General features: G+C 71.6%; 7 protein-coding genes and 1 pseudogene. 4 read left to right on the top strand and 4 right to left on the bottom strand.

Features of this window, described 5'->3' with window-relative positions; genetic code table 11:
* Positions 1-206: 206 nt before the first annotated feature.
* Positions 207-431 carry a hypothetical protein gene (locus ACFSJS_RS23380; protein ID WP_380903595.1) on the top strand — a complete coding sequence of 75 codons (225 nt, stop codon included), beginning with the start codon at positions 207-209 and terminating at the stop codon, positions 429-431.
* A gap of 470 nt (positions 432-901) precedes the next feature.
* On the opposite strand, the gene ACFSJS_RS23375 is transcribed toward ACFSJS_RS23380, so the two are convergent.
* Positions 902-1,372 (bottom strand): Lsr2 family DNA-binding protein, encoded by a 471-nt coding sequence (locus ACFSJS_RS23375; RefSeq protein WP_380903593.1) that lies wholly within the window; start codon positions 1,370-1,372, stop codon positions 902-904.
* A gap of 145 nt (positions 1,373-1,517) precedes the next feature.
* Between ACFSJS_RS23375 and ACFSJS_RS23370 the strand changes: the two are divergent.
* A pseudogene (locus ACFSJS_RS23370) lies at positions 1,518-1,804 on the top strand (hypothetical protein); the annotation flags it as partial.
* Here the strand turns inward: ACFSJS_RS23370 and ACFSJS_RS23365 are convergent.
* The 3 genes from ACFSJS_RS23365 to ACFSJS_RS23355 all read right to left on the bottom strand — a co-directional run bounded on the left by ACFSJS_RS23365 (position 1,767) and on the right by ACFSJS_RS23355 (position 9,355).
* The gene (locus ACFSJS_RS23365; protein ID WP_380903591.1) at positions 1,767-2,243 is read right to left on the bottom strand and encodes a hypothetical protein; all 477 of its coding nucleotides are present in this window, start codon (positions 2,241-2,243) and stop codon (positions 1,767-1,769) included. The pseudogene ACFSJS_RS23370 and the gene ACFSJS_RS23365 overlap by 38 nt on opposite strands.
* A 5-nt stretch (positions 2,244-2,248) precedes the next feature.
* Positions 2,249-6,958, bottom strand: coding sequence for a DUF6531 domain-containing protein (locus ACFSJS_RS23360; protein ID WP_380903589.1), 4,710 nt, complete (start codon positions 6,956-6,958; stop codon positions 2,249-2,251).
* 660 nt (positions 6,959-7,618) lie between these two features.
* The gene (locus ACFSJS_RS23355) at positions 7,619-9,355 is read right to left on the bottom strand and encodes a hypothetical protein (RefSeq protein WP_380903587.1); all 1,737 of its coding nucleotides are present in this window, start codon (positions 9,353-9,355) and stop codon (positions 7,619-7,621) included.
* A 263-nt stretch (positions 9,356-9,618) separates the two neighbouring features.
* Here ACFSJS_RS23355 and ACFSJS_RS23350 point away from each other — a divergent pair, with 263 nt between their 5' ends.
* A complete protein-coding gene (locus ACFSJS_RS23350; RefSeq protein WP_380903585.1) occupies positions 9,619-9,816 on the top strand; it encodes a hypothetical protein in 198 nt (65 codons plus the stop codon).
* A 1,456-nt stretch (positions 9,817-11,272) separates the two neighbouring features.
* Positions 11,273-17,665 (top strand): protein kinase domain-containing protein, encoded by a 6,393-nt coding sequence (locus tag ACFSJS_RS23345; RefSeq protein WP_380903583.1) that lies wholly within the window; start codon positions 11,273-11,275, stop codon positions 17,663-17,665.
* The last annotated feature ends 16 nt before the right edge of the window (positions 17,666-17,681 follow it).

Raw genomic sequence — 17,681 nt, 5'->3', positions numbered from 1 at the left:
AACATCGACGCGTCCGGTCTGCGCCCGTCCCCCGCACTCCATGGAACCGGCAGACCCGCCGTGCCGGAAACAGGCCGTTCCCCTGACGCACCACCGCACAGGTACCCCACCGTAGTCACCACGTTCCCGCCCGCCCCGCAGTCCTCAAGAACGGCCCGTGTGCGGCGGGAGCGGCCCGCACCCGCCCGAACGGAAAGGACACCACCGTGACGACCGACACCACCTCCAACACCCCCGCACCGCGCCGCGACGACCACCACGGGCTGCGCCGGGACCTGCTGCTGCTCTGGCTCCTCGCAGCCGGGACAGCCCTCGCGTTCGCCGGCTACGTATTCCACCGGCACCCGGAGTTCCGGGAGACCGCAGTCGCCGTGGGCGGCGTCGGCACGTTCCTCCTGACGGCCGTGCTGGCCGCCCGCGGCCGCCGGTGACAGCCTGCCGGGGCGGTCCTCCAGGCCGCCCCGGCAGGCGCCACGGTCACCCGCACCGGCACCGCAGTGGCCCTCGGCGGGCGGACCGCTTCAGCCACAGGGGTTCCGATCCGGAGTGCTGCCCAGAATCACCTCCGCACATGCAGGGAGGACATGATCATCCGTGCCCGTCTCACCGGCACCACCGGAGCACCCCCGCGTCGGCGGGGAGGACACGCCCCGCGCCCGAGATAGCTCGACCCGCACCGGAACACCACTCGTGCGTGGTTCGGATTCGGTCCTCCCCTCCGACGCGGGGGTGTTCTGTTGGTGTGCAGCGGTTGCGGCGGGATGCCGGGACCGTGGGGGCGGACACGATCGCGGGTGCTCCGGGATCCCTCGGGTGTGGGGGCGAGCGGATCCGCGGTTGCGGGGCTGTGCCTCGGGGGCTGTCACCTGCTGGTTCTTGCGTGCGTGAGGGGCGCCGCATCTCAGGCGGGGTGGGCTTCTTCCCAGGCCTGGAGGATGGTGGCGGGGATGCGTCCGCGGTCGGGGAGGTCGTAGCCGTTGGCGCGGGCCCATACGCGTACGGCTTGGGAGTCGATGCGCCGCCCGCTGCCGGGGGGCGATGCCGGCGCGGGGGTGGTCTGAGTGGGGGCCGGGGTGAAGGAGGCTCCGCCGTCGAGGAGGTCGTCGGGGAAGACAGGGACTTGGACCTGCCGGCTGAGGACGGCGGTGAGGAAGTCGGTGAGGGTGCCGTCGAAGGTGTACCAGTCGTGGCCGCGGGGCTGGTTGGCGGTGATGCGCCAGGCGTCGGGGGCGGTCCGGGGTGTGGTGATCCAGAACAGGTGGTTGCCGTTGTCGGTCACCCCGATGGCGAGCAGCGCCCGGGGGTCGTGGGGGACGGGGAATCTGCCCTGGTCGCGGTCCTGGGTGAGCTGGTCGCGCAGGGTGGCCGGCACGGGGCCGGTGAGGTTGGCCCACGGGGTGGGTGCGTGGGGGTGGTGGATGCGGAGGAAGTCGCAGAACGCGCCGGGTCCGTAGGTGGAGGCCAGGTGTTTGTAGTCGTCGGGCAGGCGCGTACCGAGGGTGGCCTCGACGGTCGGCCGGGCCCATCAGGGTGCCGATCCCGGGGCGGCCACCGGCCGCGAATGGCCGTCCGGCGGTGAGCTGTCACCGCCCCAGCGCACGGTCAACCGCGGGCCAGCGTAGGGGCCCGGGTTCGAGCCCCTGTCGAACGCGGCATGGCACGGCTGAAATCCTGGCGGGTCTTCCGCGAGGCCCGATGCAACCCGAGTCGAATGACGTCAATCACCACAACCGCCCCCACCCCTGGAGCGGCACCGCTGAAACACCTCAGTAATATTCTTCGTCCGCGACGAGCACGGATGTGAAGTGCAGAGGGAGTCCGTCGTCGGGATCGAGCGGGACCTGCCTTCCCGTCTCACGGGTAAAAGCCAGTGTCACACCCGGGATGACGGGGTTTTCCGGATCTGCGTCATCCACCGTGTGCCCCTTCTCCCTCTGGTGCTGCAGGATCTCGCGAGCGGGGGAACGGAACACGTCTACGCCGTCGAGCAGCACCTGCCCGTTGAACTCCTCCTCGTTCTCGAACCGCCACAGTTCGATGGCGGTGACTCGCTCACCTCCCTCCAGGTGGACGACAATGTCGAGAGTCTCCACGGTGGCCATGATTTTGACCGTCGCCGTATGGGCGTAGGGGCCGGACACTTTCGGCGGACCCCAGGTCTCGACCGCCGACAGTGCTTGCTCGTACGTCATCCCGATCTGGACCGGCGGGACGCCACGAGGAGGATCGATGACGAATTCCATGAGTCCTACTTCAAGAGGTCGTAGTTGATCTTCCAGCCGTTTGCCTTGAGGAACTCCTGAAGTCCCCTGTTCTGCTTGAGGCTTTCAACCATATCCGCGATGTGCTGGTCGTACTTGCTTCCGAAGCGCGCCCTGATGTCGTCTATGTCCATCTTCATCGCCTCGTCGAATCTTCCGGCATCTATCAAAGCACGTTGCCGGGCGTGCCAGGCCTTGGCCTCATGGGAACTGCCCGTACTCGTCACTTCTCTGTGGTCTGAGCGCTCCATTCTGATCGCCGGCCCCATGTGCGGTGTGAGGCGGGGGTCCACGAGGTGCTTGTACGACGCCTTCGCCGGTATGTGGTTGATCTCTTTGCCGTCACCCGCGGGTTGCAGGCCTCCGTACCATCCGCCCTTGTCTGTGCAGCCTTCCGGTGCGAGGCCGAGGGGGTCGGCCCAGGTGTGGGGGTTGTGGGGGTAGGTGACCGGGTTGGGGGCGGGGGTCAGGCCGAGGGGGTCGGGGGTGGCGTAGCGGCCGGTGTCGGGGTCGTAGTGGCGGAAGTAGTTGTAGTGCAGCCCGGTCTCGGGGTCGGCGTACTGGCCGGGGAACCGCAGCGGGGTGTAGGCGGTGGCGCCGGTGTGCCAGGTGGTGGTGCCCCAGGCGGTGGCGCGGGTGTGCCAGGCGATCTCGCCCGTCTCGTCGACGAGTTCGGTGGGGGTGCCGACCAGGTCGGTGACGATGGCGAAGAACCGGCGGTCGACCTCGGACCGGTCGTCGGGGTCGAGGAGGCGTTCGGTCTGGGCCAGCGGTCGGTGGCCGTCGTGGTCCCAGGTCAGGACGGTGTGCGTGGCGGTGTTGGTCTCCTCGGCCAGGCAGGTGCCGTCCCAGGTGAAGCGGATCTCCTCGGCGACCTCGCCGTCGGCGGTGAGGCGCTGCTTGGCGGTGCGGCGGCCCAGCGGGTCGTACCGGTAGCGCCAGACGGTACCGTCCGGGGTGATCGCTTCGGTGAGCCGGTCCTCGGCGTCCCAGGTGTAGCGCCAGGTCTCGGGCTTCTTCGACGGGCGGGTCCTCTGCCGCAGCACGGTGCGGCCGGCTCCGTCGTACCCGTAGCGGACGCGGCCGGCGCTCAGCAGGCGGGTGCCGTCGTAGGTGCGCGGACCGCGGGCCTCGGGGTGCGGAGCGGTATCGGGCCAGTGGGCGGCGGTTTGGTTGCCGGCCGTGTCGTAGGCGTAGGACTCGGACCAGTTCTCGGCGGTGACGGTCAGCGGGCGGCCGACCGGGTCGAGGCCGTGGTGGCGGGTGGTGCCGGTGAGACGGTCGGTGATGGAGGTGAGGTGGCCGTCGGACCGGTAGGTGTAGCCGCGGGAGCGCAGAGTGCGGCCGGCGGCGGCCAGGGTCTGCTCGGTGGGGCGGCCGAGGACGTCGAAGACGGTGGCCAGGGTGACGGGCCGGTCGGCGGCGCCGAAGGAGCGTTCCAGCTCACGGCCGAGCGCGTCGTGGGTGAAGGCGAGGGTGTGGCCGGAGGCGGTCAGGGCGGTGCGGTTGCCGACCGCGTCGTAGGTCAGCTCGGTGACCGCGCCACTGGGGGTGGTGCGGGAGGTGTGCCGGCCCAGGACGTCGTAGGTGTAGCGGGTGGTGCGGCCGTCGACCGTCTCGGCCAGCACCCGGCCGAGCACGTCGCGCTCCACGGTGAGGGTCGAGGTGGGGGCGGCGGCGCGGATGAGCCGGCCGGAGGCGTCGTAGGCGTACTCGGTGCGGAGGCCCTCGACGTCCTTGGCCTCCAAGCGGTCCAGGATGTCGTGTTCGTAGCGGATCCGGTGGCCCAGCGGGGTGGTGCGGGCCGTCAGGCGGCCGGCCGCGTCGTGGGTGTAGCGGATGGTGCGGCCGTCGAAGTCGGTTTCGGACATCAGCCGACCGGCCCGGTCGTAGTCGTAGGTCCAGATCAGGCCCTGGGGATTGGCGACCTGGATCAGGCGCAGTTCGGGGTCGTAGCGGAACCGGTAGCGCGCCCCGTCCGGTTCGGTGCGGGCGGCGAGCTTGTCGAAGTGGGTGTGCTCGAAGCGGGTGGTGCCGCTGTTCGGATCGGTGTGGGAGGTGCAGTTGCCCTCACCGTCCCAGGTCCAGGACTCGGTGGCGCCGTCCGGCGCGGTACGCCGGGCCGGGTGCCCTTCGACCGTCCACTCCAGGCGGGTGACCGCGCCGAGGGGATCGGTGATCTGGGTGGGGCGGCCGAACGCGTCGCGGACGACGGTGGTGAGGTGGCCGCCCGGGTTGGTGGCCGTCAGCGGCAGCCCGGCGGCGTCGTTGGTCAGGTACTGGACGCCGCCCGCCGGATCGGTGACGGCCGCCACCGCGCCGCGGTCGTCGTAGGTGAAGGCAGTGGTGGCCCCGTCCGGGGCGGTGACGGAGGTGCGGTTGCCGCGCTCGTCCCACGCCTGGCGCCAGACGGTGCCGTCCGGGCCGGTGATCTCCACCGGCAGGTTCAGGTCGTTGTAGCGGGCCGTGGCGGTGCTGCCGTCGGGCAGCGTGATCGCGATGGCGTTGCCCGCGTCGTCGTACGTCCAGCTCGTGGTGCGGCCGAGCGCGTCGGTGTAGGTCAGCGGGTTGTCCCAGCGGTCCCAGGTCTGCCGGACGGTGTGGCCGGCCGGATCGGTTCGCGCGACGACCTGGTGGAGCCCGTTGATCTCCAAGACGGTGACTGCGCCGGTGGCGTCGGTGTAGCGGGTGACCTGGTTCCCCGCCTCGTTCACGCCGTAGTCGAAGGTGGAGGAGAGGATGCCCTCGGGCCCGGCCGTCTCCACCACCCGGCCGGCGTCGTCGTAGACGTACCGGTAGGTGGAGTCGTTGCGGTCGGTCCAGGAGGTGATGCGGGCCGCGTCGTCGTAGGTGAAGCGCAGCGGGAGGCCGGAGGAGTTGACGACCGCGTCCAGGTTCCCGGCCGCGTCGTAGCCGTAGGAGAGGACCGGCACCGAGCCGCCCGGGGCACCGGGGTCGTGCAGGGCCAGGCCGGTCACCCGCACCGGGCCGTGGTCGCCGAGGCGGGCGGTGGCGACCTGGACCTGGTAGCCGCCGGTGTGGACCACCGCCGTCGGCGTGCCGTCCGGGTCGCGGACGATGTCCACGCGGTTGCCGTTGCGGTCCTCGACCGCGACCAGGTGGCAGAACGCCGGGGCGTCGAAGACGCTGCCGGGCAGCTCGGCTGCGGCGAAGCACCTCCTCCACCCGGTGTGCGGATCGGTGACCGCGAAGGCGACGCCGGGTTCGTCCAGGACGCGGACCAGTGGCAGCCGCGGCCCCTCCACCGGTTGCACCGGCGCCCCGCCCGGCTCCGGCACTGTGGGGTAGGTCAGCAGCGAGCCGTCCTCGCGCGCCCACACCGCCGTGCCGTCGCCGTCGACGTGCAGCCGCTCGTCCAGGGTGGACGCCCAGGAGCGGCCGAACCAGTGCCCCCAGCGGTAGTTCGACAGGTGGGTGCGGCGCAGCACCAGCGGCAGGATGCCGGGGAGGTCCAGATCGGTCTGGGCCAGGATCATCTCGCCGGTGGCCACGTCGACGGGGTCGGTCGCGCACTCGGTCTTGTTCAGCGGGATGCTGTGGGTGCGCGGGTCGGACGTGACGGTGCGCAGCGAGTCGGGTTTGAGGTGCGGGGCCGGGCCGCTGCCGTCGCGCCGCGCGGGGGAGCCGCTCGGGCCGGGCCCTCCCTTGCCGGTGTCCGCGTCGGGGGTCTTGAGGGAGTCGAACCTGTCCTTGGTGCGGCGTTCGTTCTCCCGGTGGCTGGTGGAGATGTTGCGCACGCCTTTGGGGAGGGCGCCGCCGAGGTGGTCGCCGAGCTGTCTGGTGGCCTTCTCCAGGGAGGTCATCATCTTGTCGGCGACGGTGTCGATGGACTGGGCGATGCCGTCGCTGCCGCGGGTGCGGTTGTGGTTGGACTTGGCCCGGGTCAGCCGTCCGGTGGTGGAGCCGTTGAGGGAGGTGGCGACGCCGTTGAGTTTGGTCGCGGCCCGGTCGTGTTCGTCTTCGTCGAGGTCCAGGGCGCCGATCAGTCCGCCCAGGTTGGGCAGTCCGGCACCGGGGCTGTCGGCGGAGGCCAGGTGCAGGGATTCCTTGCCGGACTGGACACCGTCGTGGAAGCCTTCCTTGCCGGCATCGCCCACTTGGCGCACATCGACGCCTTCCTGCAGGCCCAGGCCGTTGGCGGCGAGCTGGACGACCAGGTCGGCGGCCATGTTCTCCAGCGACTTCACCGCCGGCTCGGTCATGGCGGTCACGATCTGCTCGACCGCCAGCTCCGTCATCTCCTTGATCGCCCGTTTGACCGCGATGCGGCAGGCCTGGATCGCGCCGGCGCCGATCAGAGTGGAGAGCCCGGCGGTGAAGGGGGCGGCGGCCAGGGAGATCCCGGCCGAGGCCGCGCACGCGGTCAGCTCCCCGATGGCGACCCATTTGCGGCCCTCGATGATGTCGGCCGCGGCGTCCATCGCGTTCGCGAAGATGCGGGCGGCGTCGGCCAGGTCGGCCAGGTGCTTGTCCTTGACCTTGCCCCAGTAGCCGTTCAGGGCGGTCAGCGCCTCGCTCTGGCCGGAGGAGACCAGCCGCTTCATGCTCTGGTGGGCGGCGTGGGCGTCCTTGTCGACGTCGTCGGCGAAGTCCCGCAGGTCCTTGGCCATGTCGCGGTAGGCGTCCTCGTCGACGTTGGGCCAGCCCACCCCGATCAGGTCCAAGATGGCATCCACACCGTCCGGCAGCACCACCGCCACGAGCGCCCCCCGCTGTTCCGTACCGACCCCCGCTGGTCAGCCAACTACTCTCGCACACCGGGCTGTTGGGCACCGAGCCGGTTTCCGGGCAGGCCCGCAGGGGATCTGCAGATGATTACGTCTCTGTCGTACGCGGACAAGGCGCCCCGCCTCCGTTCGAGGCCGGCGCGGGGCTTCCTTCGCGGATATCCGCTGCCGATGTCCGGGACCACTGCCACGTGGCTGTTCGGAGCGTCGCACGGCACGGTCCTTCAAAGACTCCTCCATGCGCTCCCGGTTCACCTCGGCGTGCCGGAGGAGACCCGGGCGTGGTGCGGCGAAGTCGCCGAGGCGGCCGGCACCCGCATCGACGTCGAGCCGACGGTCAGGACGGCACACTGCACGTACGGCTCGGCCTCGGTAAGGTGGGCGCCCGTGCGGCCCACGACGGTTTCGCCCGACCGCCGGCCCGCACCCTGCCGTACACCGGCTGCCCGGCCGGTGGCGATCATGTACTGCTGCGCCCACACGGTGATCCGGAGACGGCTTCTCTCCCCCCTGACCGCAGCGGGCGCGGACGCCTCCGCCTCCGGGGCGCCGGCCCGCGGGCGGCGCCGCGGCCGGGCCCAGGGGGTTCGGTGCGGTTCCCGTCCGCCGTCACGGACCCAGCGGCGGCAGTTCGCGGGAGGCGTCCGACGGGCCGTCGCGCAGCGACTCCCGCAAGGCGGCGCGCAGGGAGCGTTTGGCGACGACCTGCGCCTCCGGCACGTCGGCCAGGATTTCGTACCCCTCGCCGTACTCCGCGGGCAGCGCCGGCAGTCGCAGCGCCGCGAGGGCGGCGTCGAGCGGGGCGCGGTCCGTACCGGGGTCGCGCAGCGCGGCAGCGACGAGGCGCTCGTCGGCCTTGGGGAAGGCCGACGTGAGAGCGGCGGCGGTCTCGGCGGTCTCCTGCCGGGCCGGGATCCCCTCGGGTCCCTGCCAGAAATGTGACGCCAAGACCTTGCGGTCGCGCACCAGGATCAGTCCGTACCGGTCGACGTACCGGGATACGACGAGCACGGGCCAGGGCTCGCCGGTCGTGAACGACCGGGCGAGCCGTTCGAGGTCGCCCTCACCGAGGAGGGCACGGCGCAGGCCGCGCCGCCCACCGCGCCCTCTGGCGTCCGGTTCCTGTGAGGGGGCGGTCTCGAGGAGGGTGATGCCCTTGCCGAGCGGCGCCGTGCGGTAGGCGACGCCGGTGAGCAGCACGGCCCTGGCGACCTGCGCGGCCGTCGCAGGCACCAGGGCGAGCTCCCGGCGGGCGCCGCCCGCGTCCGCAACGGCCGTCGCCGTCTGCGGCGAGGGCACCGTGCCGCCGAAGAACGGGGTGTCACGGGCTACTTGGGCGCGCACTCCCTTACGGAGCTCCAGGAACGTCGGCAGCCCGCCGAGGTAATCCCACGGCAAGGCGGTAACGTGCCGCCCGATGGCCCGGAAGACGTCAAGGATCTCGGTGGCCGGCCGGCCGTCGCGGATCATCGCCCAGGCCAGGTGGTTGCGGACGCGGGCCGGTTGCGGATCGCCGGCGGGGCGGGCCGCCGAGAGGGCGCGGGCGGCGGCGATCGCGGCGTCCACACGGTCCTGGCCGATCGGCCCGTACTTGGTCGCCGCGTCGCCGTCCAGCCGTTCGTCCAGGACGAGTTCGGACAGTGCCACGACCGGCAGGCCGCGCAGGTAGTGGCCTTCCGGGCTCGCGGCCGCGACCCGTTCGGCGTACGCGAACATCTCCTCGTGGGAGCCGTACCACTTGGCGGCGAGGAACTGCACGGCGCGCGCGTGGACGGCCCAGTTGTGGGGGTCCGTCGCCAGGGCGCTCGCGAGGTGGTCCTCGAAGTCCTCCCGGGACGCAGCGGCCCCGGTGTCGTGCCGGAGGACGGCGACCCACGGCGTGGGATCCCCCTGGTTCAGGGCGACCGCCTCTTCGAGGACCGGCACGGCGTCGGCGAGAAGCGCGCGGAAGCCGGCGAACTGCTCGGCCGAAACCTCCGAGGCCCGCGCCCCGGTCCGTACCGACCAGGCGTGTGCGACGGCCGCCTCGGCGCGGACGAGAGCCAGGTCACGGTCGCGGGGCTTCCGTGCGCACCAGTCGTCCAGTTGGCCGGGGCTGTCGAGCAGGGCCTCCGCGAGCGCCCTGGCGGCATCGGCCCGGGCGGCCCAGTCGGACTCCGCGCGGGTGACCGCGAGCAACTCCTCCGCGGGGGCGTACCGCCCCTGCCGCAGGGCGTCGCAGGCCGCCCGCACACGCGGTTCCGGGGCGTCGAACGCCATCTCGTCGTCGGCCGGAAGGCCAACCGCGGTCGCAGCGTAGTGCCGCAGCAGCCGAGGAAATCCCAGCAGGTCAGGCAGACGTCCCATGGCGGCTCCCCACAAGGTCGGACACGAGCGATCCGGCCGGGGCGGCAGCCGGTCGGACCCCGGCACCGGCCTGAGTCGCACCGGATCGTAGTCGCTGTCGACCGGCACAGGTTCAGCCCGAGCTGCCGCGACGCCCATCGCTTTCCGCCGCCGATGATGTCGATGACAGTGTACGGCCGCTCCTCTTCGAGCTTCTCCAACTCCTCCGGCTCGGTGCGCACCACGCGGTAGATCCCCAGCGGGTAGGCGGGTGCCGCCAGCGCGTGCCTGAAGTCCTGGTACCGCATCCTCCCGGCACCGCCACCCGTTTCCCGATCGCCTCGATGCTGCCCCGCGCGTTGTGCGAGGTGATGACCAGCAATCGTCGGGGCTTCAGCAGCCGGTGCACCAGCACGGTGGTGGGCGGCGAGAGCCCGGTGAGGCTGATCGGCAGCCGCACCGGGGGGGTGGTTGCCGGTTGATGCGCTGCGGCAGGCCCGCTGCCCCGGCTCCAGCACGCCCAGGTCCTCGCCGTGTGGCACGAACGGCGGCGCGAAGCTTCCCCGATGGTGTGGACGGCGGACCGAGGCGCGCCGGCGGAGCGCCAGAGCGCCGAGGCCGCCGGTACGGCAGTCAGGGACGGCGCCGGCGACGACACGCCCGGCGACGGGACCGGAACACGGATGGCACGGTGGGCACACGCCCGCCCCCTGACCCGTCTGCCCGGGACCGGTGTGGAGAGCCACCGGAGTCCGACTCCCCCGGCGGCCGTGGGGCGGCGCCGTCCTCACCGGGCTCCGGAGCGGGGCCGTGGTCACTTCTGGGGGGCCGACCGCGACCTTCCCGGACGGCTCCTGGAGGCCTTCGGCGGCCACGGCTTGGAGCCGGGTGCGGAGACGCCGGCAACTTGGGCGTCGAAGAGGCGCTGGACGTGGACGGATGGCAGGTGATGGGTGTTACGGCGCATGCAACCGTTGGTGCCGCCGGACACCCCGGCCTTGTCGGGGCGAGCGGCGGTCGGGTCGTGGACGTGATCGCAACTGCGCTGAACTGAGGTGCGCGACGCACCCTGTCGCACGGGGCTCGGCCCTGCTGCACGTGCCGAAGAGGTGATCCACCCGCAGACGGACCGCCCCTTGAACTGATTGGCGTCCCATAGCTGCTGGTCACAGGTGAAATGATTGTGTTGTCGTTGGTCGAACACGGCGTCGGAGCCCTCCTGGGCGACCCCGTTCACCGGATTGAGCCTGCGGCAGTTCGACAAGCTGGCCACCGCGCCACGGCGCGGAAGCGCTGATCCGGTCCGCAAGGATCAGCTGTAGTAACTGCCGCTCCGGGACCGGGTGCTGCTGGTGGTCGCGGACTGGCGCACAACCCCATCCGGAGGCAGCTCGCCCACTGTTCGGCGTCTGACAAGTCCGCGGCCGACCGGATCGTCGACAACCTCGGGCCGCCGCTCGCACCCCAAGCCTCGGCGAAGGCCTCACAAGGGCGCGGCGCCGGTCACGGACGGCGCACTGGTGCCCACCCGCGACCGCGCCACCGCCGAGCAGTCCGAGAGCTACCACCCCACCAGCCACCAAGGCGTCATCGGCGCCGACGCCCTCCCCGGACGCCGTCGGGAGGTCGGCAACAGGAGTTCGTCGCCTTCACATGGGAACGACCACTCGGCTCGCACCGGCGGGGCGGGCCTCCTCGGGAGTGGTGACGAGCGCGGCAGACAGTTTCCGGGCCGGCGGAGCCGGCATCTCACGCGTGGCACCGATGCACCTTCTCCGTGCACACCCAGCGCTGCGCATCGTCCACTCGCAAATCCTCATGAACCATGATGCGTTGACTGAGTCAACGGATGTATCGTTCTCGGTGAGGAGTGAAAGGTGTACGCTCCCTGCGGGGGTTTACTCGCCTTGCATGCGATGGGTGAAACGGGGAGGGGCAGTGAGCCTGGAAACGGTCGACGGGCGATTCCGGATCACGGGGATCGTGGGGCGCGGGAACATGGGTGAGGTGCACCGGGCCGAAGATCTTCGGGCCGCCCCTGACTCTCCTCACCGAGAGGTCGCGATCAAGACCGTGCTGCGCGGCCGGACCGGGATCGCGGTCGATACCTCGGGGGCCAGCAAGGAGATCGACCGCTTCCGCCGCGAAGTGCGGATCATGCGCATGCTCTCCCAGGGGCACCCGAACCTCACCCTGCTGATCGACGGTGGCGTGGATCAGAAGCCGGGCGGCAGCGGCCTGCCCTACCTGGCCATGGAGTTGCTGGACGGCCATCCGCTCGCGGACCTCATCGATGAGGAGCCTCAGCTTCCCGTCTCGTGGGTCGCCGCTGTCGGGGCGCAGATCGCCGCCGGTCTCGCCGCCGCACACACCGCCGGGGTCGTCCATCGCGATCTGAAGCCTGCCAATGTGATGCTGGTCCGCGACGGCACCGTCAAGGTCCTCGATTTCGGCATGGGCTCGATCGTCGATGATCCCGACCAGACGCGGCTGACCAGCACGGGCGTCAGTGTCGGCACGGCCCGCTACATGGCTCCCGAGCAGTTCCGTGCCGAACGGGTATCCGCCCCTGCGGACCTCTACGCGCTCGGCTGCATCCTGTACGAGCTGCTGATCGGGCGGCCGCCCTTCTCTGCCAGAACCCCCTACGAACTCTCCGAACAGCACCAGCGCGAGCAGCCGCCGCAGCTGACCCTGGTGCGTCCGGACCTGCCGGCCGAGCTGGTCCGGTTGGTGGATCGCCTCTTGGAGAAGGACGCCGAGCTGCGGCCCGAGAACGCCGCTCTGGTCCGTGAGGCGCTGGTTCCGCTCGCGCTCGCGCCGGACGACACGGCCGCCCTGCTGGCTCCCTATTGGCGGGTGATGGACCCGGTGGCGCGGTTGCGCGCTCTGCTCCCCGAGCCTGCCCCCGCTGCGGCGGCGCCCGTGCCGCGCAGGGAGCCGCGTCTGCCCGAGGCGATGGACGTCTTCGGCATCCATGCCGACCTGATCAGCGAGTACGAGAGCTTCACCAAGAGCGGGACGGTGATCCGGGACGCCCGGATCGCCGGCTTCGTCGAGGACGACCTGGCGGCGAAGTCGCAGTGGCCCGACCCGTGGCTGTCGCTGAACCCGTTCTTCGCCGACGGCGGCCAGGTCACCGACCTCGTGCGGGACGGAATACTGCACCCGAAGTGCGCGGAGATCTTCCAGGCCGGCAAGAAGGAGACCTCGTCACGCCCGGACGGTCGGCCGCTGACCTTCCACCTCCACCAGCGGCAGGCGATCGAGGCCGCGCAGGCGGGCGACTCCTACGTGCTCACCACCGGCACCGGTTCCGGCAAGTCCCTGTCGTACATCGTCCCCATCGTGGACCGAGTGTTGAAGGAGCGTCAGGCGGCGGGGCCTGATGCGGGGGGCCGGGTGCGCGCGATCGTCGTCTACCCGATGAACGCGCTGGCCAACTCTCAGCTGGGGGAGTTGGAGAAGTATCTGCGTCACGGGTTCGGGAAGGGCCGCGAGCCGGTCACCTTCGCCCGCTACACCGGCCAGGAGTCCGACGAGGACCGCCGCGAGCTGCGCCGGAATCCCCCGGACATCCTGCTGACCAACTACGTGATGCTGGAGCTGATGCTGACCCGGCCGGACGACCGGTCCACTCTGATCCGCATGGCCGAGGGGTTGCAGTTCCTCGTCTTCGACGAGTTGCACACCTATCGGGGCCGGCAGGGTGCGGACGTGGCGTTCCTGATCCGCCGGGTCCGTGAGGCTTGCCGGGCCTCGGCGACCCTGCAGTGCATCGGCACCTCGGCGACCATGTCCACCGAGGGCTCCTGGGAGGACCAGCAGCGCGAGGTGGCCAGGGTGGCCGGTCGGCTGTTCGGTACGACCGTGCTGCCGAAGCGGGTCATTGGCGAGACTCTGGTCCGTGCGACCGAGGAGGCACCGGAGACCGTGCCGCCCGAGCGGCTGCGGGTGCCGGCGGCGCCCCGTTCGTACGAGGCGCTGACGCAGGACCCGCTGGCCCGCTGGGTGGAGTCCCGGTTCGGGCTGGAGCGCGAGGAGGGCACCGGACGGCTGCGCCGCCGCGCCCCGAGCACTCTGGAGGAGGCGGCAGCCGAGCTGGCCGCCGCCTCCGGAGTGGCCGAGGAGAGCGTGCGCGAGGCGATCCGGACGACCCTGGAGGCGGGTGCGCAGGCCAAGCATCCGGTGACGGAGCGGCCGCTGTTCGCGTTCCGGCTGCACCAGTTCCTCTCCAAGGGCGACACCGTCTACACGACGCTGGAGGACCCGCTCACCCGGCCGCTGACCCGCACCTACCAGTTGGAGCAGCCGGACAGCGACGGCAAGCCGCTGTTCCCGCTGGCGTTCTGCCGCGAGTGCGGCCAGGAGTACCTGACCGTCTGGCGCACCGAGGAGGACGGCGCATTCCGGTACGAGCCGCGCCGGGACACCTCCGCTTCCGGGGGCCGCGAGGGCGAGGGCTACCTGTATCTGGGCATGCCCGGAGAGGACTACGAGTGGCCGGCCGATCCGCAGAAGGCCGTGGACGACCGGCGGTTGCCGGAGTCGTGGCTCGAGCCGGATGCGCAGGGCGTGATGGTCGTCAAGAAGTCCCACCGGCCCCGGGTGCCCAAGCGCGTCGTCGTGGACGCCCACGGCAACGAGTCGGGCGAGGGTCTGGTAGCCGCGTTCGTCCCGGCGCCGTTCCTGTTCTGCGTGCACTGCCAGGTCTCCTACGAGCAGACCCGCGGCCGGGACTTCGCCAAGCTGGCCACCCTGGACCAAGAGGGCCGCTCCTCGGCCACCTCGCTGATCTCCGCGTCGATCGTGAAGTCCTTGCGGGCGGTGCCCGAGGAGAGTCTGGGCAAGGAGGCGCGCAAGCTCCTCACCTTCGTCGACAACCGGCAGGACGCCTCACTTCAGGCCGGGCACTTCAACGACTTCACCCAGGTGACCCAGTTGCGCGGCGCCCTGTACCAGGCCGCGGTGCGGGCGGGTGAGGAGGGGCTGCGCCATGACGACCTGGCCGAGGCCGTCACCGAGGTGATGGGCCTGACGCCCCGTGAGTACGCGGCGGGTACGGACCTGCCCCCGTCCATGGAACGCAGGGCTGCGAAGGTCTTCCGGGACGTTGTCGGGTATCGCCTCTACCGCGACCTGGAGCGCGGTTGGCGCATCACGATGCCGAACCTGGAGCAGACGGGACTGCTGCGCATCGATTACGAGGACCTGGACTGGATCGCCGCCCGGTCCGAGCGCTGGCAGTCCGTCCACGCCGTGCTGCGCGACGCCGACCCGGCGCTGCGCGAGGAGGTGGCCCGTACGCTGCTCGACTTCATGCGGCGTGCCCTGGCCATCGACGTGCAGTACTTCCGCGACGACTTCGACGCCCTGCAGCGGGCGAGCGAGGAGCGCCTGACTGGGCCGTGGGTCCTGGGTGACAGCGACCGGCCGGCTGTCGGAACCGCTTACCCGTACGGGTCGCGGCCGGGCATGGAGCGCTCCGCGCTGTTCCTGTCGGCGCGCGGCAAGTTCGGCAAGTACCTGCGGCGTAACATGCCGGAGCTGCGCGACCTTCCCCTGGACGACGTCCAGACCGTCATCGAGGACCTGTTGAAGGTGCTGCGGGACGCGGAGCTGGTGCGCGAGGTGGAGGCGGCCCCCGAGCACTCCGGCCCGGCGTACCGCCGCCGTGCGGAGCGGAAGCGCACCGGTTACCGGGTGTCGGCGGCCGCCTTGGTCTGGCGGGCCGGGGACGGCGTGCGGGGCGCGGTCGACCCGTTGGCGCGCACCTACAGCAGCGGTGAGGGCCCGCGCGTCAACCCGTTCTTCCGCGATCTGTACCGCACGGCGGCCGCCGAGTTGGCCGGTCTGTACGCGCGGGAGCACACCGCGCAGGTCACCCCGGAGGACCGGCTGGAGCGCGAGAGGCAGTTCCGCGATGCCGAACTGCCCCTGCTGTACTGCTCGCCGACGATGGAGCTGGGCGTGGACATCTCCTCGCTCAACGCGGTGATGATGCGCAACGTGCCGCCGACCCCGGCGAACTACGCGCAGCGCTCGGGCCGGGCGGGCCGCTCGGGTCAGCCCGCGTTGGTGACCACGTACTGCGCGACGGGCAACAGCCACGACCAGTACTACTTCCGCCGCTCCCAGGACATGGTGTCGGGGCAGGTGGCCCCGCCGCGCCTGGACCTGGCCAACGAGGACCTGGTCCGCTCCCACCTGCAGGGCATCTGGCTGGCGGAGACCGGCATGAAGCTCGGGACCGCGATCCCGGACGTCATCGACGTCGCCTACGACCCCGACGGCGGCGACCGTCCCGATCCGCGGATGCCGTTGCCGCTCCTCCCCCACGTACGCGACCTGTCCCTGGACGAGGGCGCCCGCCGGCGTGCGGTCGCCGCCGCCCGTACCGTCCTCGCTCCGCTGATCGCGGACTTCGAGGCCACCACCTGGTGGTACGACGAGTGGATCGAGGACCGCATCGAGCGGGCCCCGGAGAAGTTCGACGCCTCCTTCGACCGGTGGCGGGACCTGTTCCGGGCGGCTGTCATCGATCAGTACGAGCAGAACAAGCGCGTCGTCGACCACACCCTCTCCCCGGGCGAGCAGAGCCGGGCGCGCACCCGTCGCCGGGAGGCCGAGACGCAGACGAACCTGCTGTTGAACCGGTCCACCGACAGCAAGTCGGTGATGAGCGACTTCAACCCCTACCGTTACCTGGCGTCCGAGGGGTTCCTGCCCGGCTACAGCTTCCCGCGGTTGCCGCTGGCCGCGTACATCCCGCGCTCCGGCAACCGCCGCAACGCCGACGGCGACTACCTGCAGCGTCCTCGGTTCCTGGCGATCCGCGAGTTCGGCCCCGGCGCGCTCATCTACCACGAGGGGGCCCGCTACCAGGTCACGCGGGTGCAGCTGCCGCCGGACGCCTCGGGCGACCTGGCCACCTCGGAGGCCAGGCGCTGCGACGGTTGCGGCTACCACTACGACGTCAAGGTCGGCTCCGACGTCTGCGTGATGTGCGGTGAGTCGCTGCGGGGCAAGCGCACCGGCCTGCTCCACCTGCACACCGTGTACACCACGCCGCGCGAGCGGATCTCCTCCGACGAGGAGGAGCGCCGCCGGGCCGGTTTCCGTCTGGAGACCTCGTACGCGTTCCAGGACCACGGCGCCCGCAAGGGGCGCCTCACCTCCCATGTCGCCGACGCCGACGGCGTGCCCGTCCTCGACCTGGACTACGGCGACTCGGCGACCGTGCGCATCACCAACCTCGGCCGCGTCCGTGACAAGGAGGGCGAGCCGGACGGCTACTGGCTGGACCTGGGTGACGGCCGCTGGCTCAACGACCGGGCCGCCGCGGACGCCATCGAGGGCACCGGCATGCCGGTGGTCGACGAGGACGGCAACGAGAAGCGCCGCAAGAAGCGGGTCCTGCCGTACGTGGAGGACCGCCGCAACATCCTGGTGGTCACCCTGGACGAGCCGCAGCCCGAGCCGGTGGCCCTGTCGCTGCTGTACGCGCTGGAGCGGGGCATCGAGGCGGCGTTCGAGCTGGAGGACTCGGAGCTGACCGCGGAGCTGCTGCCTCCGGACGACGGCCCGCGCCGCCGCATGCTGTTCACGGAGGCCGCCGAGGGCGGCGCGGGTGTGCTGCGCCGCATCCAGCACGACAAGGACGCCCTCGCCCAGGCCGCCCGGACGGCCCTGGAGATCTGCCACTTCGACCCGGAGAGCGGCGAGGACGAAGGCGGGCCGGCGGACGACGAGAAGTGCGCCCGCGGCTGCTACGCCTGCCTGCTCACGTACGCCAACCAGACGCACCACCGCCGGTTGAGCCGGCACGCCGCCCGTCCGCTGCTGCTGCGGTTGGCCCGGGCCCGCACCGAGCGGGAGGACCGGGGTGAATCCCGCAGCGAGCGGTTCCGCCGGCTCGCCCCGGCGGCCGGCAACACGAGCACCTCGAACACCGCGCCGGCTGCGTCCGAAGGCGCCACCGCGGCCGGGAGCGCTCCGGCCCCGGCGCCGACCCCGGTGGAGGCGGACCTGGCGGCTCTCGTCGCCCAGGGCGACTTGCTGGGCTGGCTGCGCGCCAAGGGCTACCGGCTGCCCGACGAGGTCGGCGCCTTCGTCGACACGGCGGCAGCGCGCCCGGACCTGGTCTTCCACTTGGACGGCGCCGACCTCGCCGTGTTCGTCGACGTCCCCGGCCGCCCGGCCGACTCCACCCGCGACGTCGAGGCCGGCTACCGCCTGGAGGAGGCCGGCTGGGACGTCCTGCGCTTCCCGGCGGACGCGGACTGGGACGCCATCGTCGACCACCACGCCGCCTACTTCCACCTCCGCTGACCACCCCGCCCACCCT

Source organism: Streptomyces desertarenae (assembly GCF_042681365.1).
Taxonomy (GTDB): domain Bacteria; phylum Actinomycetota; class Actinomycetes; order Streptomycetales; family Streptomycetaceae; genus Streptomyces; species Streptomyces desertarenae.
The sequence above is the reverse complement of the archived record's forward strand: the minus strand, read 5'-3'. Positions and strand labels throughout refer to the sequence as shown.